Origin of the sequence: Streptomyces gamaensis (assembly GCF_042656465.1) — a bacterium.
Taxonomy (GTDB): Bacteria; Actinomycetota; Actinomycetes; order Streptomycetales; family Streptomycetaceae; genus Streptomyces; species Streptomyces gamaensis.
Genome location: NZ_JBHSPB010000028.1, coordinates 49,810 through 72,760 on the forward strand (window position 1 = coordinate 49,810; position 22,951 = coordinate 72,760).

Consider the following 22,951-nt stretch of genomic DNA (forward strand, 5'->3'; position numbering starts at 1 on the left):
CCCGCTCCCTCCTGCGCGGCCCCGCTCCCGAACTCATGGCATGTACCGACTGGACGGACGAGATCACGCAGCTCGCCGACGCCCTCAAACAGTGGCGCACGGACATCACGCGGCCCGCCGGGGACGGCACCGTACGCGACCCCAGCGGCACCATGGCCGTGTGTCGCCGACGCGACATGGCCGGCCGTGTCGCCGCCGACCTGGAAATCAAGCGCGGCATCGCCACGGGTCGGGGGAGCTACTCCAGTGGCTCCTCCGCCCCGCCGTCCGCTTCCTCCTCGAAGTGGAAGGAAAGCTGCCGAGGACTGTCTTTCCGCGAGGTTGCCGCAGCCCGTTCGGCCAGGGGATCCACTACCTCCTCCTCGTCGTGCGGTAGTGCGTATTCGTCGGTGAGCCGGGCCAGATGAAGCGCGAGGGGGAGTCCGAGCACATCCCGGTAGTCGTCCTTGCAGATCCGCTGCTGATGGACGAAGGCAGCCCATGCCTCGGGGTCGTCTCCCGGCTGGAGACAGGCCACGGTGAGCTCAAGGAGTTCGGGGTTCCAGGCGTTCGCCGTCGGGCGGTAGGAGTTCTTGCCGTTGGCGTTGACGTGCGGAGTGAGTTTCGCGTCGTCGTTCGTCAGCTTCGTCTGGGTACTCGCTTTGTCCGCCGTGCTGTAGAAGACCCGGCCGGACTCACCCGGCGTCCTGGGCACCCACAGCCCCATGGCGAAGCCGCCGCGCCGCTGCCCGGACAGGGCTTCGTCGAGTTCCTCCCGTTCGGCCCACCACTGGGCCGTCTCCTCCCGCCCGCTGTCGGCGACCCTGACGACCCGCAGTCGCTTCCCGTAGAGCCCGATCCGCTGCGTCGGCCCACCGTCGAGTCCGATCCGGTCCGGTTCCAGGCCGCTGTTCCTCAGCCACGGCCACCTCTTGCGAAGGTCCTGGGCATGGGCCAGCACAAGGGTCGGATTGCTGCGGAGCTTGGCCAGGGTGTTCTTGATGAAGGCCGCGGTGACAGCGGACTGCTGGGCCTCGGTCTTGAGGTCTTCGTCCCGTACTCGCCCGGTCAGCGCCCTGAGGAGTTCCGGATAGGGCACCCACCCGTGCGTGTCCGGGCTGCATCCGAGCACGCACTTGGCCCCCGGCCGCAGCAGTACGGCGACGGGGGTGAACTGGGCGTGACCCGTGGGCCCGTCCGCCCGGCGCTCCACCAAGTGGAAAGCGAGCTGGTTGAGGTCCTCAGGGATGCGATCGTCGCCGAGTGTGTGCCGGGGGACGAGGCGCATGCCGGTCTGGCGCAGTCCGTCCGCCCAGGCCGCCTCGGCCCGCATGACCGCTTCTTTTTCGGCTTCCTCCCTGTCCGTCCTGGTGTCCAGTGGGCGGATGAACTGGGTTACCAGGCCGGCGTCCGCGCACCCCAGACGGATCGCGTGCTTGGGATCGGCACGCCGTTTGGCCCCCTGGAACATCTCGCCCCATTCGAGTTCCACGAAGGCGATCCGCGTTCCGGGCACATCCTCCCGGATCTTCGCCATGGCCTCGGCCGTCCGGATGCGCCGCTCCCGGATGGCCGCATCGTGTTCCTGGCCGGCATGTGGCGCTCGGTCCGTTCCGAGCGGGGCGCCCAGCGCGCCCAGCGGTCGCGCGTGCAGCCGCACCGTGAGTTCTTCGGTCTCCCACACCCAGGTGTCCGAGCCCTCCTCGTGCCTGGGCTCGCCCAAGCCGAGTCCCGTCTCGGCGGCGGCGACGATCCGGTCCCTGATGTCGTCGGTCTGGTGGAGCACCACGCAGACGAGGTCGGAGCCGTCCAGCGCCGGTGCGAGCGCTTCGCGGCGTACCCTCGCGTTCTCCGCCTCGGTCCGCGCGGACTCGGCGAGGATGGCTGCCAGCTTCTCGGGGGAGGCGGCTTTCGGGATGGAAGGAAGCTTCACGAGGTGGCGCTTCGGGGGGCGGGCGTACCGGCTGCGCTCCAGCTTCGGTACCGGGACGAACTCGGGAGCCAGCGCCTCCTCCGCCCACTCGATCAGGCGGCGGCGTTCACTGGGCATCAGCCCGGTGTTGATGGTGTGCCTGCCCATCGCCGCCTGGTGGCCGACCGCCAGCCGGATCCCGTCCGGGCTGTCGCCGATCCAGTGGTCCGCCTCCTTCACCAGCCGGTCGACCGATGGCAGCCCGTCGAGAGCGGTGACGGCGGCGAGCATGCCCTCCGTGCCGCCCTGCCGCCAATTCGTGGTTCCGTCGCGCCATTGCAGCATGGCCACCGAGAAGCGCCGCGGTGCGGGGCCGTCGGGCACGAGGGAGCTGTCCGGCCGCAGGTAGACGGAGACACCTTTGCGGTAGGGCATCCACACCTTTCCCGTGACGAACCGACGGACGCCGGCACTGAGGTGGACACGCGGCACCGGGGAGAACGGAGCACTGCGCACGGCGACACGGATCACCGCCGAGTAGTACGCGGTCCTGCCGTCGCCGCTCCTGCCTCGGGGCACGTACTCGATCGGCGGCCACGACATCAGTTCCGCGCCACCGCTTCCGGCGCCGCGCGCTCCTGCGACACCGGCGACCTGCTGGAAGGTCAGCTGCCGGCCTCCGTGCTCGTACGGCCCCTGATCCGCGATCCGCGCTGCCAGTTCGTCGGGCAGCAGGCGGTACACGTGCGGGGCCGGCAGGGCGGTTCCGCCGGGCGACACCTGTTGTTCGAGCAGGTCGACCCTGCTGGGCTGCCAGCTCAGGGAACCGGTGTCCAGGTCGCGGAAGCAGTCCATCAGCAGACGGATGGTCTCCGGGTCGTCCGGATTCCGCCGGAGGCTCTTGAGCCAGGTGGCGACGTAGAGGTTCGTCACGGGCGTGGGGTAGGGCCGTGAGCAGTACAGCCAGGGCCGGTCCGCGCCGAACGTGGCCGTGGAATCGACTGCGAGGACGTCCGGGGCAGTGGCGCGCATGAGCTGGTTGATGTCCCTGGTGGGGATGCGGCGCCTTGCTCGTCGTTCCTCCGGCAGCCCGTGGTGGTGGAGGCGCTGGAGCGGCTCCTCCCAAGCGGCGGGCAGGGAAAGGGTGTGGAGGTCGACGGTGCACGGTCCCCGCGTCGGATCGGGCATGCAGGCCGCGGTCCGCACGTGGTGGTACGACATGGTGCTTCTCCTCTGGTGGTCCGGAAGAACGGGAACGCGGGGCCGTCAGCCCATGTCCACGAGTGCGCGGTAGAGCGGTTCGTACAGTTCACGCACGAGCGACTTGTCGATCGGCGAGATGTCCGGCCCCGTCCCGGTGTCGGGCCCCTCGTCGAAGTAGGGCGCGAGCACGGCGCGCATGCTCGACAGCAGACTGGTGTCAGGGGTGTCCGTGGCCTGGAATCCGGCCTCTCGCGGTGAGAACGCGGCGTCGACGAAGACCACCCGAGCGGGCACACCTCCGCGTACGAGCCGGCCGATGACCTGCCACATCACCACGAGCTGGTCCCAGGTGAAGGCGGTCTTCTCGTCGTCGCGGAGGCTGGACCACGCCAGGCGGCGGGTGAGGAAGCGGTTCCAGCGATGGCGAGCACGGCTGCGGAAGCCGACGGCAGCCTGGTGGGGAGTCGCCCCCGCCAGCACGCCTTGGGTGAACTCGCCTCCGATATCCCGGAGTTGGCGCAACGCCCAGTCGTTGATGGACTGAACGGCGAGCGAGATGTCGTCGGGTCGGGGGTGTGGGCGGGCCAGGAAGTAGACACTTCCGATGGCCGCCTCGCCCGTCTTCAGCACGATGTTGTGTCCGCGCTCGACCGCGAGGAGCGGCGCGACGAGGACGTCGCCCTCCAGCCTGGGGAAGGACTTCACATCCCCCCGCTGGAGGATGCGCACCGCGGTGTCCTCGGGCATCCGGGTCCAGGCGGTGTCGGCGTCCGCGTCGTCCGAGACCAGTTGGACGACACGGCCGTTCCACTCCGGAATCTGATGGAGGTACTCGGCGGCTCGGCGCGCCTCTTCGTAACTTCCCACGAGGAGCAGGATGCGGCGCCGGTCCGGGGCGTCGATCTCGGCCAGCTCGGCGTCCAGCATGCTGACCGAGTCGGGCAGACTGCGGTCGGGGACAGCGAGCTGGCGCAGCATCTCCAGGAGTGCCTGGGGACGTTCCTCGGGGTCGCAGCCCGACAGGCGCACGGGGCGGGGACGGTCACCGCCGGGCCAGTAGAGGAACTCCTTGCGGAACTCGGTGCCGAGGACCGCGGCGACTTCCTCGTCCCGGGGGCGCAGTACGGCGCCGACCTCAGCGTGCAGGTGATACCTGGTGGAGGTGCCGGACCAGCTGGTGGCGGACATGAGCAGGACGTGCGGGGCGGGCCTGTCGTCCACCAGGCACAGGTCGCCGAGCCGCATGAGCAATTCGCGGCCCACCCCGTTGCAGTGGAAGAAGCGCAGCTCACCACTGCGGTCTCCGTCGCGCTCCCGCTCGTCGTGACGGAACTGGAAGCCGAGCACGTTGCCCATGGGCGATTCGGGGATGACGGCTTCGTAGTCCTTGGGAGGCCGACGGGAGAGCACGTTGGAGGCGTTTTCCAGGTTGAGGGCGGCTTCGACCCGGGGCCACAGGGTGGTCATGAAGTCGAGGCGGCTGTGCAGGGCGGCGAGGATCAGAGTGAACTCGAACCGTCGGGCCTGGACGTCCATCCGGTCGAGTACGCCGGAGTCTCGGCCGACGACGCTGGTGAGGGTGTCCCGCAGCCGCTCGCGGGTGCGGGAGCCCTGAGGTGCGTGAAGCAGCTCCAGGGTGAGGTGCACGAAAGTGTTGACGAGCGGGGTCACCTGGTCGTCGTCGCTCTTGCTCTGCTGCTCGTGCAGGGGGTCGTCCCGGAAGCGCAGCAGTGCCTCGTCCAGCAGCCGTGCCGACGGCAGTGGCCGCCGGCCCGGTTCGCGCCCGGGGAACCAGCTGTCGATCAGCAGATTGTGCAGGGTGAAGGCGCTGAAGTAGTCGATGCTGATCCATCGCCTGAGCTGGTCGTCCTTCACCAGCAGGGCGTAGAGCCGGTCAGTGGCCGCGCTGACGGTGTTGACCGCGTTGGTCCAGTCGTCGACATCGCGTGCGGAGAGCTGGAGCCGTCCGTCGCGCGCCATCTGCTGGAACTTGTGGACGGCGACCTCGTCGAACCAGGAGTTGGGGTATGTGCCGACCAGTGTGCTGGCCGGGGCGAAAGCCGTGTCGAGGTGCGTCTGCACCCGGTCTGCCTCGTCCACGATGATCAAGTCGCTGAGGCGGCAGGCGAGTTCCAGGTACCGAAGTTGCTCGTCGTGCTGGTGCTGTGGCACGGAACTGTGCACCAGACCGGCCGGTGTGCCGACCCAGACCTGGGCGTCGAGGAGGTCCCTGGCGCCTTGGTGCCGCGGACAGCGGTTCCACAGCGGGCACAGGCGCCTTTGCGGCTTGGGCCGGTCCGCCGTCCAGCCGGCCGGGAACTCTTCGTCGAGCAGCGGGTCGGAGGCGCTCTCCTCCTGCCCCGGGACGGTGTACAGCCCGAGACAGGGCGCTTCCCGGATACCGAGCGGCCTGCGGGCCTCCATGCCGCGCAGTACGTCCACGGGACAGGCACTGCTCAGGTACGCGAAGCCGGCGTGGTCGTGGCCGAGCATGGTGGTGGCGCCGGCCGTGGCGGTACGGCGGTGGAGGCGGCTGATGTTGCGTTCGCGTGTGGAGTGGCCGAGGATCGGCGCGGCCCGCACCCCGAGCCGGGAGAACTGCTCGACAACGGCGAGGGTCTCGGCGACATCGCCGACCACGATGGTGACGCGGCGGGGCGAACAGGTGACCAGGTGGTACGTGAGGATGTCGCGGATCGTGGACTTCCCCGCGCCGACCATGCCGACCATGTGCAGCAGCCGGTCGATCCTGAGCCGGCCCTGCTGGGTGAAGCGGCCGAGTTCATCGTCACGTACGAGCAGTTTGGCGCGGCGCAGTCGCCGGAGCCAACTGTTGCGGGTGCCGTCCGGTGCGGCTGCCTCGGCCGCGTCCATCGCCGCGGCGGCCTTCTCAAGCTCCGTCCAGGTGACGTCCAGGGGCGCTCCGTCCCCGGCGGGACGCGCGTCGAGGGCATGGGAGCGCGGACTTGAGCCGGTCAGCAGTTCCTCGGTGAACTCGACGGAGTGGACACGCTCCTGTGCCCGGAAGGTGTGCTCCCCCGCCTCGGCGAGCGGGATGTGGCGGGTCGCGAACGCGGGTGCCTGGGTGAGCAGTTCCTCGAAGACCTCGAATCGCCGGGCCGCGCGGGCGGGTTCACGGCGGCGTGGGACCGCATCCATGCCCTCGACGTCGTATCCGCGCAGGTGCTGCGGTACGTCCAGGTAGGCCGTGAGTGCCTCGGTCCAGGCACGTCCCCGTCTGAGGTCCCACAAGTGGTGGCGGGCGCGCAGGATGCGCACGCGCTGCCCGTCGGAGTCCACATCACCGAACGCCTCGCTGTAGGGATAGCCCCCGAGCAGCGGCCACACATCGATGGCAGCGCGGGTGGGCGTCACGCTCTGGAGCAGGTACAGCCCGAGCTCGACGTCGAGAAGGTCCCCGGGCCGGAAGGCACCGAGGCTGTCCGGCCACACTTCGGCGAGCTGCCGCGGGGCGCACCGGCGGTGCCAGCCACTGCGATCACGCATGGCGTTCTCCTTCCTTGCGCGAGCGACCGGTTCCGGGCAGGGTGGCGGCTTCCTCGCCGACAAGGCGCAGGAACGTCCGGTCGTCGACGAGCGTGACGCGGCCGGTCAGGTCGTCGGGGAGGTGACGGTGGAACTGCCGGCCGTACGCCTCGTTCTCCCGGAAGCGGTAGTGGGGTACGACGAGGAAGGCCCGGTCGTACGGCGGGTCGGTGCGGAAGGGGGTGAGGGTACGGGCCAACTGGACGGGATTCACACGGTCCTTGACGTCCACGGCCCAGTGCCTGAGCCCGGGCAGCGGGACACGCAGGTCGTACGCGTCATAGTTGGGCCACATCTCGGCGACGATGCCGAACCTCGTCCTCAGGGCGGCTTCGATGTCGGTCTCGGCGATCCCCGGACTGGTGACGAACATCCGCAGGGGGCGGCTGAGCTGGTGGAGACCGCTTTGGTCGGCACGCAGGAGTGTTGCGGCATGACTCGTGACGTCACGACGGCAGCGGTCCAGTTCGCACCGGTGCGATCCGTCGGGCAAGGGCACCATCAGACAACGGCACCGTCCGCACTGCCGGTACGTCCCGTCGTCGCCGAGGTAGGAGGCCGGCACCGGCTCGTAGCACTGCTTGATGATGTGGTGGAGCAGCATGCCGAACTCCGCGTTCCCGCCGAGCAGCGCGAGGTCGACACCGGTGAGAACCGGCCGGTTCGTGAGCAGGGACCGGAACGCGGTGTAGGCCTGGGGGTTCCTGGCGGCCCTGCACACGGCGAGGGCTTCGAGGATCCGCTGGTTCTCGAAGAGTTCGGCGGCCGGATCGGCAGCGTTCACTTCCCATTCGAGACACGACTGGTGCGGTAGCCGGGACTCGGGGTCCACAAGCGGTCCGGTGAGCGACTTCGCCTCGTCGGGCAGGTCCAGCGGCCACTCCGGCAACGGCCGTTCACACGCCCAGCGGACCATCTCGGGGATACTGCCGGGAGGTTCCTCCCCGCGGCGGAGGCAGTGCAGGACGAGCCGGTTGTACGCGTTCTGCACCTTGGCCGGATAAACGGGATGGGGCACGGTGCACAGCCGGGACAGGAAGGCCAGGGCTCCGGCGATCTGCCGGAGGAGGAACTCGTCCGCGCCCTCGGCCGCTTCGGGTGCCGCGCCGGGACCGCGGGGCCCGAACGGTACGCCCGGCGTGTCACGTACGGTCATGCCTGCTCCTCCATGTCGTCACCGGGCGCGGCGCTCGCGCACCACCGCGATACCGGACACGAGCGACAGTGGCGGCCCGGCCTGGCCTCCCACGTGTGGTCCGCTCGCCAGGGGCCGGCATACCGCCGGAGCACGGACTGTGCCTTCGTCAGACGTTCGGGGTCCGTGGGGTCGATCACGTGGGGATCGGCTCCGTCGGGCCTGAGGATCTCCACTTCGACCCTGGAACCGTCGGGGTCGCCGCCCAGCGCTCCTTGCTCCAGCAGCACGACGGCCAGGGCGAGCTGGGGATATGTGTCGAGGAGGTCACCGGACCGGCGGGACGGTGTGCGCGTCGTCTTGAGTTCTCGCCACACCCAGGAGCCGTCCTCGCGGTAGAGCAGGTCGGGCTTGGCGACGACGAGGGCCTGAGCGGCGGTGTCGTGGACGACGCGCAGTGACTCGGGCTCGGCCCGCTCGACGAGACCGGAGTCCTGGAACGGGCAGGCGTCCACGTGGTGGAGGAGCATCCTGCGGCCCAGTTCGGCCTCCTCGTCGGGCACCTGCCACCGGCCCTGGGTCCAGTTCTCCCCCGCGGCGGGCATGTCGGCCATCGTGCAGGCGGGCCATCCGTCACGCCGGTGCAGTGCCTCGATCCATCCGTGCACGGCCTGGCCGAGTTTGGCCGCATCGCTGTACTCGTCGGGCCGGGGAAGGTGCAAGGACCGCAGAAATCCCTGAGCGGGGCAGACGGCGTGATACCGGAGGTCGCTGACCGAGACCTTGCGCAGCGGCAGTCCGCGGGAGGGCAGGGCGAGGGCACCCGGTGAGCGGCGCACGGCGCCACACCCGGTGAACTGCTTGCAGTCGACGCAGGCAGGGCCGGGCCGTTCGGGGCCGCCCTTGACCACGCTCCTCACGTGGGCGTCGCCATGGGCGTCGTAGTACGCCTTGGCCTCGTCCACGGTGCCCTCGAACTCCACGCTCCGCGAGCCGTCCCCCAGCCCGACCTCGACGATCCGTACGTGCGTGGGCCGCGACGGCGAGGCGTGGAGGGTGAACTCCTGGGACCAGTGGCGCGGCCACGAGGCGCTGGAGCCGAACGCCGCAGTGTACGCGGCGATCGCGATCTCGCCCGGCGTCGACTCACGCGCGTCGGCGTGCCTGAGCCTCCGGTACTCGCGCACACTGCCGTCGGCCGACTGGTAGCGGCGCCACCACGCGTACAGTTCCCAGCGCCGTCCGTTGTCCTTGCGCACCACCCAGTACGGCTTGACCGGGATGAGTCCCTGCGGGTCCGGGTGGCCCGCGTAGAGCCGGACGGCGTGCTCGGCGTAGGCCAGGTGTCCGGGGTGGAGAGGCCGCGGCCGGTCGAGCAGCGCGTCGAGGGCCCGCTCAAGCGGCTCACCGTCGAACTCGATCAGGTCCAGGACCTCGCACACCGGGCCGAGGGTGAAGGTCTCCAGGTGCTCGTGGGGCAGCCTCGACGGCACCCGGGTCCTGATCCCCGGGCGGGCCTTGGCCGCGTCGCGGGCCGGGCAGCCGAGCGTCTCCTCCGTGCCCGACCCGGTCCCCGGCCCGATGCGCACGAGGCTCTCGTCCCCCGTCATCCATTGCCGTATGTGCCATGCCGCACAGTCCGCCATGCCCCAACCCTCCTGCGGGAACGCAGAGTTCAGCCGACCCGGCCGGGTTCTCGGCCGGCCGTTCGGCACGAGCGTAGCGCAGAATCTTGGAACACTTTGGAGGTTCTTGGAATTCAATGGCCGAGAAGGTACGCTGCGCCCATGACCGCATCGCTGGAGGATCTGGAGGAGCGCCTGTCGCGGCTGCGCGCCCGGCTGCGCGAGGCGCGGCGCGCCCGCGACTCCGTCGCCGCTTCCCGTATCCGCGGTGAGCTGCGCCAGGTGGAGGCCGCCTGGGAGCGGGCACTTGACGCCGAGGAGGCGGCCGAGGGCGCCCCCGGCGAGGAGCGGGCCGCGCGCGGCGCCGCCCTGCCCGCAGCAGCACCAGCACCAGTGGCACCTCCGGCCTGGCGGACCCAGCAGGAAAAACGCTCCGTGCAGGGTGCCGTTCCCATCCGGGAGCAGGTCCACCAGTCCCTCACCCTGCTCGGCGCGCCGGCCTCCCCGAAGCTCATCTCGTCCGTGTACGAGGCGTTCTTCACCGAGCCGCTCGTCGCCACCAGGCTCGCCTCGCTCCGCCGCGACGAGGAACGTTCCTTCAGCGCCCAGGGGTACGCCCGCCCGTACTACATCTGCGCGGCCCTCAACCACGACCGCCTGACACCCGCCCGCGGCCTGCTGGCCGTATCGGTCTGGCCCCTGGAGCAGCGCATCATCGCCCCGCTCAGCCAGCGCGCCGACTTCCTGACCCACGCCGTCGGCACCGCCGAGCAGATCCGGCGGCTCAGCGCCGCGGGACATCCCCCGTCGGACGCCGCCTGGCAGTTGTTGCGCCGCTTCGCACTCAACATCCCTGGCGCGTACGACACCGACGACCTCGATCCCGAGCGGGTGATCTCCGCAGCGCACACCGAGGCCGCGGTCCATCAGGAGTCGGACGACGCTCAGCGACGAGCAGCCGCGGATCGCGCGCGCGACCGGCTCACCGACGTCCAGCAACTCTTCGGAGCGGCACCACTGCACAACGCCCTGCGCGACGCCGGGGGCACAACTCGCTGAATTGCGCACCGGAATCGCCCGGTGCCACCACAGAACCCCGTGTAAGAAGAGAAGATGCCCCCGCAGCACCCCTTAGCACCCCGCGACGGCAGGCTCGCCACACTGCGCGGCCCCCGCCCCCCGCAGGCCTACACCGCGCGCAAGATCACCGCTCTCACCGCCAATCCGGCCTGCTCCCGCCGCGCCGTCCTGGACGCCGCCGGCATCGACAAGGCCGCCCTCGCCCAACGCATGGGCCACGAGCCGCGGTTCGGCCGGTCCCCCTTCGCGATAGCCCGCGAGCAGGCCTTCGAGGCGCTGGTGAAGTGGGGCAGTTACGCCGAGCTCATCCGCCTGCTGCGCGAACAGCTCAACGCCCCCGTGGCAGAAGCCGCGGTCGCCGACCTCAACGAGGTGGACGGTGACCCCTCTGTCGTGCGGCGGGCCAAGGAAACCCACCGGCTCCTGAGCCGCCTGGCCTCCGGCAACGACGCGCGCCTGATCCTCGACCGGCCCGTTCTCACCCTGGAAGTCGCCGGACAGACCGCCTACCTGGAGCCCCACGCCCTGACCCACCGCGTCGGCGGGAAGTTCTACGTGTGCGAAATCCGCTCGTTCCCCGCGATCGACGGACAGGCGGACCCGACAGCCGTCGCACAGACCGCGAAACAGGCCGCCGTGTCCGTGCTCGCGCTGCACCACGTCTTCGAAGAACTCGGCCTGGACCCCGGGCAGATCGCCCACGAATTCCTGCTCATCTGCCCGAAGGACTTCTCCAACCGACCCTACGGCCGTCTGGTGGACCTCCGGCAGGAGCTCGACGCCCTGCGCTTCCAGCTGACCCGGCTGCGCCGCGCCGACCGGCTGGCGCTCGGTCTCCCGCCGTCGGCCACCCTCGACACCGACCGCGACAGGGCCGAACTCGAAGCATCGGTAGGGGCATTGGACGCCTCCTACACGCCCGACTGCCTGTCCTTCTGCGAGATGGCCCGCTACTGCCGGGACGAGGCGACGGCATGCGCCTCCCCCGCCCGGCTGGGCAGCACGGTGCGCAACGCCCTTCCCGGCGTCGACTCCACCCGCACCGCCCTCGGCTATCTCAACGGAGTGCACGCGCCGGGGGCCGCCGAAGCGGCCGCCGTCACCCGACTGCGCGCCGCCGACCGGCTGCGCCGTCTGCGCCGAGGTGATGTCGCATGAGCACGCTCGCCGCCGTGGCCGCCCTGCGGGCCACCGAGACCGGACACGCCGAACGACTGACGACGGTACGTCATGAGCACCTGGAAGAACGCCCCTTCGTCCTGGTGCCGTTGAGACTCGCCGGGGAGGCCTGCGCTCCGCTGGCCGCCCTCGCCGGAACGGACCCGGCCCGCCCCGTGCTGCTGACGGTACGGCAACCCCGTGATCGCGCCGAACGGTTCCGCTTCGTCGAGCGTCTCGCGGAGCTCCTGCTGCCGTACATCGAGACGTGCCGTACGGCGGAGACGGACATGTACACCGTCGGGCGCGGCAAGGAGAAGGAGGAGCGCCGACGGTTCCTGCGCGCGCCACAGCTCCTCGTGCCGAACGGCGAAGGCATCGCCTACCTCCGCCGGCTCGGCCGGCTGACCAGGCTGCGCTCCGTGGAGGGGCCGCACGCCGTGGCCCCGTCGGTGCCCGCCCTCGGCAAGTGGCTGACCTGGTTCGCCGACCGGGCGGAGTTCCCGGGCTCCTGCCTGCTGCAGGCCACGACCCGACTGCTCGCCGCCAACTGGGCCACCGGGCAGAGTCCGTCGGAGGACTCGCATCTGGCGTCGCTGCTCGCCTGGATCGACCCGCCTCCCGGACGCGACGGCGCCGAGGCCGCCCTGGAGGCTGAGGACCCTGTGGTGTGGCCGCCCGCAGGACCGGCGACCGACCCGGTCTTCGACCGCACCCTGGACGAGCTGATGTCACGCTACGACGAGGCGGGAGAAGGCCGTGCACGGGAAGCGGCCGGCCGTCAGATCGACCGCGAGCTCCAGGCCCAGATGCTGCCGACCTGGCAGCTGGTGTGGCGTGGCGTGGACCTGCTGCGCGCGTTGCCGGCCGGCGGGCACGTCACGGAGCGATGGGCGTACGACCGGCGTCTGTTCTCCGAGTACGTCGCCTATCTCGACGACGACGGCCGCCCGCAGGCCCGCCGTGACCACGCGGTCGGGGCGGCCAGGCGGCTCGCGCGCCTGGAGGAGGCGAGGGCGCGGTACGACGCCGAGCGGGCGTACGACGACCCGTTGATGATGGCGGAGTACGAGCTGACGGGCGAGGCGTTCACCGGTGAGGTCGTGGCCCGGGACGAGGACCGTTTCGTCCCGGGTGCGCGCCCCGGGTCCACGCTGTGGCGGCCGACGATCACCGTGCGCAGCGAGCTGCCGGTACGCCTCGGTGCGGGCGATGAGGTCAAGTCCCCGGCGCGCCCCGGTCAGAAGGCCGAGATCGTCGAGGTCCTGCCGGACGGTGCCGCCCATGTCGTGGTGGTCCAGCTGAACGGCGGATTCAACAGGAAGAGCAAACCTCCGGCTCCTCCGGGCACGCTGGCCGAGGTCGGCGAGACCGTCACCTACACCTCGGCCGACCCCCAGAGCATGCCGTCCGTCCTGCCTGCCGACGAGGACACTCCGTGGACGCACGGTGGTCCGCCGCAGCCGTACGAGCCCACAGAAGACGACGCGGAGGAGATCTGGGAATGACAGCCGTCCCGGTACCCGAAACCGACACCACGCCCGGTGCCCGCGCCGACAGGGCAGTGGCGGACATCCTGTCGAGCCTGGACACCACCACAGGCCGGGGTGTGGTCGTGGACTCCCCTCCCGGCGCCGGAAAGTCCACGCTCGTCAAGCGCGCCGCCGGCCACCTCACGGCGGCCGGGCACCAGCTCATGATCGTCGCGCAGACCAACGAACAGGTCGACGACCTGGTCGACAGCATCGCCCGGGAGTACCCGCATCTCACACTCGGCCGCTTGCACGCGAAGGACTTCACACTGCCCGAGCGCGTGCGGCGGCACACCAATGTGGCGGGCAGCAAGGAGGTGGCCGATCTGCGCGACCTGCCCGTGGTGGTCTCCACGGCGAAGAAGTGGTCGTACGTGAAAGTCGACAAGTGCGCCCCGTGGCGCTGGGCCATCGTCGACGAGGCGTATCAGATGCGCTCGGACGCCCTGCTCGCGACGGCTCCGCTGTTCGGTCCGGAGGACTCACAGGTCCTGTTCGTGGGCGACCCCGGCCAGCTCGATCCGTTCGCCACCGTGGAGACCGACCGTTGGCACGGTCTGACCTGGGATCCGCTGCGCAACGCCGTCGACGTCACTCTCGCCCACAACGCGGATCTGGAGCGCCGCCAACTGCCCGTCTCCTGGCGGCTGCCGGAGATGGCGGCGCGGTTGGTGGAGAAGGCGTTCTATCCGTTCTCCCCCTTCACCTCCGGTACGAAGGCCGCCGACCGCGTCCTCACGTACACCAGCACCGCCCACCGTGCGAGCCCGCAGGACACCGTTCTGGCCCGCGCCGCGGAGTCCGGCTGGGGCCTGCTGGAGCTGCCCGCCCGCCACACCCTCGACGACGACCCCGAGGTCGCCGAGGCTCTCGCGGCGACGGCGGCCCGTCTCCTGGAGCGTGGTGCCCTGGTCAACGGCGAGCCGCTCGCCGAGTCCCGCCTGGCGATCGGCACGGCGCGCACGGTCCAGACGGACGCGGTCCGGTCCCGGCTGACCGCACGCGGCCTCACGGCCGTCACCGTGGACACCGCCAACCGCCTCCAGGGCCGCGAGTTCGACGTCACCCTCGTCTGGCACCCGCTCTCCGGCCGCCAGGACGCCTCCGCCTTCCACCTGGAGACCGGCCGTCTGTGCGTCCTGCTCTCCCGCCACCGCTTCGCCTGCATCGTGGTGGCCCGCTCCGGCATCACCGACCTGCTCGACCGCCACCCGCGCAGCAGCCCTGTCTATCTGGACGTGCCGCCGAAGTTCCCGGACGGGTGGCGGGCGCACCAGTTGGTCATGGATGACCTGAAGGACGTGGCGGTCCCCTCCCTGGCGGCTTGATCACGCGGACGGGCCGCGGTGCGGCCGGAAGCGGGAGATCCGCCGAACGCTCCCCCGCCGGGCGGTGGTGGGGCCGCGGCGAGTCCCGGCCCCACCGCCGGATCAGCCCTTGGCCCTCACCACGCCGAGCGCCGCGTGCAGGACCGGCTCGATACGGAGCCGCGTGCCGTTCCGGTCCAGCGTCTGGAGGGCCTCCAGACAGGTGACGGCCCATCGTGCGTCGTCGGGGGCGAGACCGGCCAGCTCGGCCGCGGTCACTGTGTCGGCCTCCTCGTGCCACCCGGTGCCGAGCTGTTCGACGATGCCGGAGTACGCGGTCTCAAGGGTGTCGTGCTCCAGCAGGCCCACGGCGTCGACGAACTGTTCGGCACCACTGCTCTGCTCCAGCCAGGACGTCAGTTCCCGCAGCACCCTGTCCTGGTCGCGATGGCGCTCGCACAGTTCCAGGACCTTGTCCAGCAGGATCGGCCAGCCTCCGGTGGCTGTCTCCAGACGGGTCAGCCGTTCGTCCGCCTCGTAGCGGCTGTGGCGCTGCGCCCAGTCCTTGAGGCTGCTCGCGTCGTGCCGACGCAGCACCACGACGCTGCCATGGGCGGTGTCGTCCCCCATGAGGAGCTCGGACCACAGGCCGAGCTGCCCGGTGCCCGACACCAGGACGACGGACCTGGTGGCCTCGGCGGTGTCGGGCAGCACGACCCTGGCCAGTTCGAGGGACTCCCGGCAGGATTTCTCGCTGCCGAGCGAGAGATCGCTGATGATCAGCCGCCGTTCGCCGGCGCGGCCGGCGGAGAGCTCCTTGCGGAACGTGTTGGCCTTGTCGATCGGGGGTACCGCCCAGCCCGCCACCCGGCCGGTGACCTCCCGCAGGGTCCGCTCCACATCCGCGACACCGGTCGCCTGCGTACCGAGAACGACACGGACCTGGTTGACACGCTCGCCCAGCAAGTAATCGATCTGGTTGACGGTGAGCGGGCCGGACCTGCCGTCCGAGAGGACCGGACGGCTCTCCAGTACGACGGTCTCCTCCAGCCGCGATTCCTTCTCGGCCCGCAGGAGCCGCGCCTCGATCTCCTGAGCCGTGCCGATCATCCGCAGTGCGTTGGGGCCTCTCAGGTGCCAGCCCTGCCCGTCGTTGTTCGGCGCCAGGACTCCGAGCCCGACCATCTCCTGCAAATAGGCGCGGAAGCCCTCACTGTCCAGCTGCTCGAAGCCTCGCGGCCACCATCCGGCGCATTCCTCCCTCAGCTCCCGGTCGCTGAGCCGCGTCTCCAGACCGTTGTCCCGGGCGTGCTGGGCGAGGACGTTGGCGATCACGTGGTAGCGGTCGTCGAGGGCGAGCGTGTCCTTGAAGGCCGCGGTGATGTCCGACCGCAGCGAGGCGTCCTGTTCCACCACGTCCACATCGGATTCCTCGATCGTGCAAGGCGGCGGCCCCAGCGGAACACGTGCCCGCTTGTCCTGCATGACCTGCACCATCCGGCTGCCGAAGATCTGCAGCAGGAAGGGCTGGTACGAACAGAAACCGAGCACCCGGTTCACGAGATCGACATCGGCGAACTCGAAGCCGAGGGCGCGCATCGGATGCACGATCAGGTCGGCCGCGAACTGCGGGGCGAGGGGCCCGACAACCGTGGGGGTCTGTGCCAGGTGGCTGAACGGTCCGTTCCTGGCCAGCCGGGTGAAGCGCTGCACGGAGTGCAGACCGGCGAAGACCACCTTCGCCCGGCCGCGCGAGTCCTCGCCCAGGCCCCGCAGGCGGCGGGTCTCCGTGCACTCGGGCACGTCCGCCTCGAAGAAGCGGTCGCACTCGTCGAGGAGGATGAGCAGCCGCCGGTCGGGGTCCTGCTCAAGCCACCGGGCGATTCCGCCGGTGACCCTCTGCCATGCCTCCTGCCGCGGGGCACGGCGCCGGGGCTCCACCAGCACCCCTTCCTTGATGAGCTCCTGCGCCAGCGTGGGCCAGATGGCCTCGGCGCCGAGCGCGGTTCCCCTGCCGATACCGATCTTGTCCAGGTTGAGATAGAGCCTGCGGTACGCCCCGGGCCGCTGTTCCTCGAAGCGGTCGCCCGCGTCGGCGAGCAGGGCCGACTTGCCCAGGCCCCGGCCGCCGTAGAGGATCTGGGTCCCCGCCGGGTCGTGGATGCTCTTGCGCTCGCGGTCCCGGCCGTAGAACATCTCCCGGCCGATCTGGCCGCGCTTCTCCTTGATGTACGGATTGACCGCGGAGAACGGCAGCAGCGTCTCGGTCGCGGCGTCCACCCGCCGGTTGCCGTGGGCGGCGAGGTAGGCCAACGCGGCGTCGTCGACGACCATGATGGGCTTGCTGCCCTGGGGCGTGGCGGCCAGCTCGGCGCGGGTCCTGCTGTCCAGCGTCCCGAAGTGGACGACGAGCAGAGTGCTCTCGTCGGGGTCCCGCAGGGCACGGCTGATCAACAGCTTCGCGGCGGGGCGCCCCCAGATCAGCAGGGCGCGCAGCTTGCCTCCCTGGTCCTTGATCTGCGAGCCGAAGGCCGGCGCCCACGCGCGGCCGGTGACCCGTACGTCCGCGAGTTCGAAGAACCGGTAGTCGTTGCCACGCAGCTGATTGTCCAGGGGGCGGGCCCGCCGTGCCTCGTAGCCCAGCAGGGACAGGGCGGGGGTGAGGCTCTCCCGCGGGTTGATCTGGTTACGGTCCTTGACCGCCGCGAGCCTGCTCCACAACTCCAGGGCCCTGGCGGCCCGTTCGGCCTCCTCTTCCGAGAGAGCCGCGTAGTCCAGTATCCCGTGGTCGCGGTACCGGGCGCGGGCCCTGACGGCCTCGATCAGTTCCGCGTCGACGCCGCCGGGCAGCGCGTCGGGCACCGCGGGGAAGAACGCCTCCAGGTGCGAGTCCTCGGACCTGATCTCCGGTACCGGCTCGCCCAGCTCCAGGAAGTAGACGAGCTCGGCCGCGGTGGCCAGGCTGTCGGTGTCCAGGTTGCGCAGGACGCGCTCACGGTCCTCCGCGCTGACGTCCTTCAGCGCGGTCAGCCGGGCACGCAGCCGGTCCGCGGCTTCCCGCCGGTAACGGGGCAGGAGTTCCTCGACCCGGTCGAGGTTGCGGCGGACCGCGGCCAGCTCGCACTGTCCGTCGTTCTCCAGCTCCGCTCTGGCGTCCGCCAGCGACTCCTGGAGGCTGACGTCCTGTTCGACAGTGAGCGCCTCGTCCGCCTGGGACCGTCGGAGTTGGGCGGCCAGTTGCCGCTCCTTCTCGGCGAGCTCCGCGCGGCGCTCCTTCTCGCTCTCTGTGAGCTGTGCGCGGCGCCGCTCGGAGAAAGTCAGCGTGTGGGCCGCGGGGAGCATCGCGAGGTCGGCGAGGTCCGCGATGACACGGATCGCCCCGAATTCGTCACGGCTGAGCTGGTGGCCGATCGCCTCGTCCCACGTGCGGTCCACGGCCTCAAGCAGACCGTCCACGGCCGGCTGCTCGCCGCGAGGAGTGGGCCGTGCCTTGTAGAGCTCGACGTCCAGGACGTGCCGCACGTCCGGCTCGGGTCCTGTCTCGGCGGGCCGGCCGCTCGCTTCCAGTTCGTCGAAGATCTCCTCGAACAGATCCCGGGCGACCGAGGCGGTGGCTCGCGTCAGAGCAACGGAACTGCCTTCCGCCGCGGTGAGATCGTCCGCGACCCGCTCGCGCCGTTCGAGGAGGGAGAGCCGCAGGGAGGCCACGGACTGGAACGCCCACACCTTCTTCTCCGAACGTTCCGCTTCCAGGTCACGCTTGACAGCACGCCAGTCCCGTACGGTGTCCCGCGCGCGTTCCAGGTACTGGCGGACATTGTTGCGGCCCGCGCCCTGGATTCCGCGTCCGCCCGATCCGCGCAGGACGCCGTCCATCTCGTCGATCGCCGCCTCGATCTGCGTGCGGCGGGCGAGGCTCTCCAGCAGCTCGTCCGCTCGCCGCTCCGCGTCCGGGGCGCCGTTCACGACCGCGGTCAGCACGCTGCCGAGCAGGCCCGTCGGAGCCAGCCAGCGCTGCACCATGACACTGGCGCGTTGGAAGCGCAGCTTCGGAGCGGAGAGCAGAGCCTGACAACCGTCCACGGCCGCGCGGAGTTCACGCTCCGTCTGGGAGACATCGGCGATGACGGCACGGGGCGGCGCGATGAGCAGTGCGCTCTGCTCGGTACGCTCCGCCACCATGGTCGCCACCTCGTGCAGGGCATCCGGCAGCTGGGAGGCGAGTGCCCTCAGGTGTGCTCCGACCACGTGCACGCCGGTCGCCAGGGCCGCGCGCACCAGGGTGGGCAGCAGGATCAGGGAGAGCGCTTCGGTGTCGCTCTCCTTGCGCTCGTCCCATTCGTGGAGCGTTTGCTCGATGAACTGGGCCGCGCCGCCGGTCCTGGAGCGCAACAGCGTCGCGGCGGCGGCCAGGCGCAGCACGGCCGCCTCGGTTTCCGGGCGGTCGGCGGCCCGGGACACATGGGCGGCGAGCCCGAAGCGCTTCTCCTCGATGAGACGGGCGAGGACCGGCTCGATGTCCTTGGCCCGGACACCTGTGACGGCGTCCGTCCCCGTGGTGGTGGACGGGCCGGCCACGTCGGTCACCACGGTGACCGGCCGGGGCGGCCCGGTCCTCGGCTCAGGGGGATCGAGAGGGAGGGAACCGCGCTCGGCCACGGCGGGCTCGGCGTCCTCCTGTGCTTCCGCCGTGGGTGCGCCAGTGCCGTCATCCGGTGCGGTGGCCTCTCCCTGCTCCTCCTTCCGGGCATCGGGGTCTTCCGGACGCTCCTCGCCCTTGGCGGGCTCCTCGGCTTCGGGGAAGACCTTGGCGTCCGTCTCCTCGGCCACCGTGACCTGCTCGCAGAGGACAGCCGCCACCGCGTACGCGGTGTGTGTCGCGGACAGCTGCCGCTGGAGATCCTTGAACGCTTGGGACGAGTCGCCCTGCTCCCTCATCTCGACAAGGCGCACCAGCAACGTGAGGATGTGCGCGGAGGCGTCGTCCTGTGCGTCCCACTCCTGCTTCGCGAGCAGTCCTTCGGCGCGTTGCCTGGCGTCCGCGATCACCTCGGCCACCGCGCTGCCCGGTGCACAGCCGAGGCTCAGCACGGTCGCCATCACACGACGGATCCGGGCGTCTTCCTCGTTCCTTTCCGCGGTCGTACGGAATTCTTCGATCGCGGTGCGGATGTCGGCGAGGCGGTCGGTGACACCTGTGACTCCGGCTGCGGCGAGCATGGCCCGCGCTCGGGAGAACGCCGGAGCGACGGCAGCGAGCGGTGCCAGGTCACGGTCGGCGGGCGAGCGGCCATCCAGCAGAGCGATACGCAGGCGGTCGGCGGCGGCGAGCGCCTCGCCGACGAGGCGCTCGACTTCGTCCCCGGCCGAGGCGAGGTCGGCGAGGGAGATCCGCTCCTCACCGGCCTCCTGCTCCGCCGTGGAATCGGCAGGTCGCCGCAACGGCTCATCGCCGAACAGCTGTGAGGCCGGGTCAGCGGCCGCCCCCGTGTCCTCGGCCGCCGCGCCCTCCCGCAGCGCGGTGCGGGAATCGAGGCCGGAGGTCGCGTCGATCACCCGCTGCGCCGCCTTGTACACAGCGTCCCGTGCGGTCCCGTCCGCCTGGATGCCGCACCAGTCGTGTTCCGCGGCCCATACGAGCCGCCGGGCGTCGCGTTCCGATGCCTGAAGGCCGGAGAACAGCGCCAGGCCCAACAGACGTGTTCCCCATCGGTCGACGAGCCCGTGGCCCGCGCGGACAGAGTCGGGCTCGTCGGCCACGCGGTCCATGTCGCTGAGGATGCTGGCGGTCAGATGACGTGCGGCGCCCTCCCGATCGTGGGCCGACTCCAGCCGCTGCACCCGCTTGAGCACCTGCTCGCTCAGCACGCGGCCGAAGCGCCGCGGCTCGACTTTGCGGAAGCCGAGATTCTGCATGATGACCTGGCGGTTCTTGGGCCCGAGGGAGTTGAGCGCGAGTTCCGTGTCCTCGGCGGTGAGTTCGCCGAGGGCCGAGCCCAGGTCCCAGCCGAGCCCGTCGAGCGCCGAGGCCAGTTCCTTGAGCGGGCCGACCGGCATGCCGGGTGGGGAGAAGGGTGGTTCCGCTTTCACGGGATAGCTGATGGTCATTCGGTCCTGATCTCTTGTGTCGGTGTGCGGTGGCACGGCCCGTCCGGCGGTGAAGCCCGGTCAGCGTCGGCGGGAGTGCGCGGTGACGAAGGTGTAGCCGGGGGGCAGCTCCCAGCCGTCCGCCTTCCCGACGTGGCGGCAGTGAGCGCGATAGGCGTCACGTTGCGCGTCGGTCGGCCGCTGGTCCGCGGGCAGCCGCCGGAGGAAGCCGTGGACGAAGTGCTCCGCACCTGTTTCCCGCGAGGGGGCACCGACGCCCGGTCCGGGCCGTGACACCACCACGGGGTTCGGTGCGTAACCGATCAGCGCGATCGCGCTTTCACCCTCACGTGCGGGGTAGTGAGGCCGGCCGTCCGCGTCGCGGCTGCCGGTAGCGGCGTACAGGCGCCGTTCGGCGAGGAGTTCGTCCACGGCCTGTTCCAGTGCGGCGACCTGGCGCGCAGCGGGAGTCGTGTCGTAGATGCCCCTCGGAAGCGCGGTCCGGTCGAGCAGGGCGTGTCCATCGGGTGTGAGCCGGCCGAAGCGTCGTACGGCGCGCAGGACGAGCTGTCGTGTGTCCAGTCCGGCGGACGAGTCACCGTCCCGGCTGCTGCCGGGGGCTCCTTCGCGGGTGAGGACCGAAGGGTCGTAGCGGTGCGCGATGAGCTCCCCGTCGATCTCGACGGGGGCCTCCAGTTCCATGGTGCGGAGCCGGAAGACCGTGCCGCCCCGCGGCCACTGGATGTGAAGGCGCAGCCCGGGGAAGAAGTCGATGGGCCACTGGACCTCCCGGAGCATGCCCGTTCCCTCGGTCATGTCCAGCACGACTTCCTGGACCTCTTCGGACGCGTCGATCTCGCCCCCGGGATGGCTGAGTTCCAGGCGCACGGGGACGGATACCACGCCCAGGTAGGCCAGCCCGTCCCGGACCATCCGGCTCAGCGGCAGCCGGCCTTCCACGATGTGCGCGAGGCGCAGCGGGATCTGCCAGCCGACTTCGCTGTCGTCGATCCTCAGGTAGCGCGACGCACTGAGATCCTCGTCATCGACGAGTGGGAGGTCGGCGGGCAAGGCATCGGCCTGCGGCTCCTCCTCGGGAACCCTCTGGGGAGGGGCAGCATGGTGGGGCGCGGGCGGGTCCACCGTTTCCCGCCATCCGCGACCCGCCGGGCGCAGCGGGTCACTGCCGTCCGACTCTTCCGAGCCCGGATGGCGGGATCGCCAGATGCCGCCGCTCTCGAAGTCGTCGTCCAGGGTGATCCTCACGTCGCTCGCGGAGCGCAGGCCGGCGTCCGTGTCCCCGCGGACGAAGTCCGTGACCGCCAGGTTGGCGCGGCAGACCGAGACCGCGTACTCCACACCGGTCAGCAGCGACTCGGCTCCGTCCACGCCGCGCAGCCAGGGCCCGATCGCCGTGTACACGGTGCGGGAGCGGCTCAGACCGTGCCGTCGGCGGGCGGACGGAGCGGCTCCGTGTTCCAGCGAGCCGGCGAGAGCGTGCAGATCCGCGCCTCCCAGCGGTCCGTCGTCACACAGGCCGGCCCCGACGCGCCCGCGGGTCAGCGCGTAGTGGCCCCAGCTCCGCAGCGTGTCACTGGTGCGCAAGGCATGGCCGACCGCGTCCATCAGTCCCATGAGGGCGTCCCGGAGCCGCTCCTCCTCGCTGCCACCGGCCAGGTGGGCGACGGAGACGGGAACGAGAGGGCTCACGAGTGATGCCCGCCGCTGGGTGAGCAGGTGCCGCACAAAGGCGGTCGTGCCGTCGAGCCCCGCGTCCTGTACGGAGGCGTACCGGGCGTCGACAACGACGTGTCCGTCCTGGTTGAGCCATTTCCCGCGGGCCCGGAACCGCTTGAGCTTGGCCTCGCCGAGTTCGAGCGCGGAGCCGAATGCCGCGAGGTCGGGAACGAGGAGTTCGCGACGCACGGGGTGGGCTACGGCTCGGCGGAACTCGGGGCTCTGTACGCCGGCGGGTGCCCCGGATATCCAGGCGGGTACGTCGGCGTTCTCCCCGACGTGGGAGTGGTGGCCCTCCTTGTAGACGATCTCCGCATACAGGGGGTCGGAGCCTGTTTCGATCCGGACGAGCGCTCCGACGGGCAGGGCCGGTATCTCGTCCCCGAGTGCCAGGGAGGGGAAGGCGTCGAGGTCGAAGGGGCCGTTCCCATAGCCTTCGCCGCCGAGTTCGTAACCGAAGTAGGCGGCGTTGAAGGCGACTGCCGTGTGCACGGGGCACTGGCGGTCGGCGACGACTGCCTCAAGGTACCGGCGGAGCCTGTCCATTTCCTCAGGGGGCGTGGTCCCGTGTCCTGCGGTCATGGCGGGGGTGAGCACGGGCTCTTCGTTGTACGGCACCCAGATGTCCGTTGCGGCCGTGGTCATCGTGG

Annotated in this window: 10 protein-coding genes; 4 read left to right on the forward strand and 6 right to left on the reverse strand. The window is 70.7% G+C overall.

From position 1 onward, the window contains the following. Positions 1-238 precede the first annotated feature (238 nt). From ACFP1Z_RS30345 to ACFP1Z_RS30360, 4 genes are read right to left on the reverse strand one after another with little or no spacing between them, the layout of a single operon-like run. Positions 239-3,112 carry a pPIWI_RE module domain-containing protein gene (locus ACFP1Z_RS30345; RefSeq protein ID WP_390320924.1) on the reverse strand — a complete coding sequence of 958 codons (2,874 nt, stop codon included), beginning with the start codon at positions 3,110-3,112 and terminating at the stop codon, positions 239-241. A 45-nt stretch (positions 3,113-3,157) separates the two neighbouring features. Next, positions 3,158-6,601: a pPIWI_RE_Z domain-containing protein gene (locus ACFP1Z_RS30350; protein ID WP_390320925.1), complete on the reverse strand. Its 3,444-nt coding sequence runs from the start codon at positions 6,599-6,601 to the stop codon at positions 3,158-3,160. Further along, entirely contained in the window at positions 6,594-7,796 is a 1,203-nt protein-coding gene (locus tag ACFP1Z_RS30355; protein WP_390320926.1) for a pPIWI_RE_Y domain-containing protein, read from the reverse strand. The genes ACFP1Z_RS30350 and ACFP1Z_RS30355 overlap by 8 nt, the downstream gene beginning before the upstream one ends. After that, positions 7,793-9,421: a PD-(D/E)XK nuclease family protein gene (locus tag ACFP1Z_RS30360; protein WP_390320927.1), complete on the reverse strand. Its 1,629-nt coding sequence runs from the start codon at positions 9,419-9,421 to the stop codon at positions 7,793-7,795. Before ACFP1Z_RS30360 ends, ACFP1Z_RS30355 begins: the two co-directional genes overlap by 4 nt. A gap of 141 nt (positions 9,422-9,562) precedes the next feature. On the opposite strand from ACFP1Z_RS30360, the gene ACFP1Z_RS30365 reads away from it, so the two are divergent. The 4 genes from ACFP1Z_RS30365 to ACFP1Z_RS30380 are packed head-to-tail and all read left to right on the forward strand — an operon-like array spanning position 9,563 to position 14,498. Then, complete coding sequence (locus tag ACFP1Z_RS30365; protein ID WP_390320928.1) at positions 9,563-10,459, forward strand: hypothetical protein; 897 nt, start codon at positions 9,563-9,565, stop codon at positions 10,457-10,459. A gap of 54 nt (positions 10,460-10,513) precedes the next feature. After that, positions 10,514-11,638, forward strand: coding sequence for a hypothetical protein (locus ACFP1Z_RS30370; protein ID WP_390320929.1), 1,125 nt, complete (start codon positions 10,514-10,516; stop codon positions 11,636-11,638). Beyond that, complete coding sequence (locus ACFP1Z_RS30375; RefSeq protein WP_390320930.1) at positions 11,635-13,146, forward strand: hypothetical protein; 1,512 nt, start codon at positions 11,635-11,637, stop codon at positions 13,144-13,146. Before ACFP1Z_RS30370 ends, ACFP1Z_RS30375 begins: the two co-directional genes overlap by 4 nt. Beyond that, positions 13,143-14,498, forward strand: a complete 1,356-nt coding sequence (locus ACFP1Z_RS30380; protein WP_390320931.1) for an AAA family ATPase — start codon at positions 13,143-13,145, stop codon at positions 14,496-14,498. The genes ACFP1Z_RS30375 and ACFP1Z_RS30380 overlap by 4 nt, the downstream gene beginning before the upstream one ends. 102 nt (positions 14,499-14,600) lie before the next feature. Here the strand turns inward: ACFP1Z_RS30380 and ACFP1Z_RS30385 are convergent, their stop codons facing one another. Both ACFP1Z_RS30385 and ACFP1Z_RS30390 read right to left on the reverse strand, forming a co-directional pair. After that, positions 14,601-20,585 (reverse strand): hypothetical protein, encoded by a 5,985-nt coding sequence (locus tag ACFP1Z_RS30385; protein ID WP_390320932.1) that lies wholly within the window; start codon positions 20,583-20,585, stop codon positions 14,601-14,603. Between the two features lie 60 nt (positions 20,586-20,645). Then, complete coding sequence (locus ACFP1Z_RS30390; RefSeq protein WP_390320945.1) at positions 20,646-22,946, reverse strand: hypothetical protein; 2,301 nt, start codon at positions 22,944-22,946, stop codon at positions 20,646-20,648. Positions 22,947-22,951 lie beyond the last annotated feature (5 nt).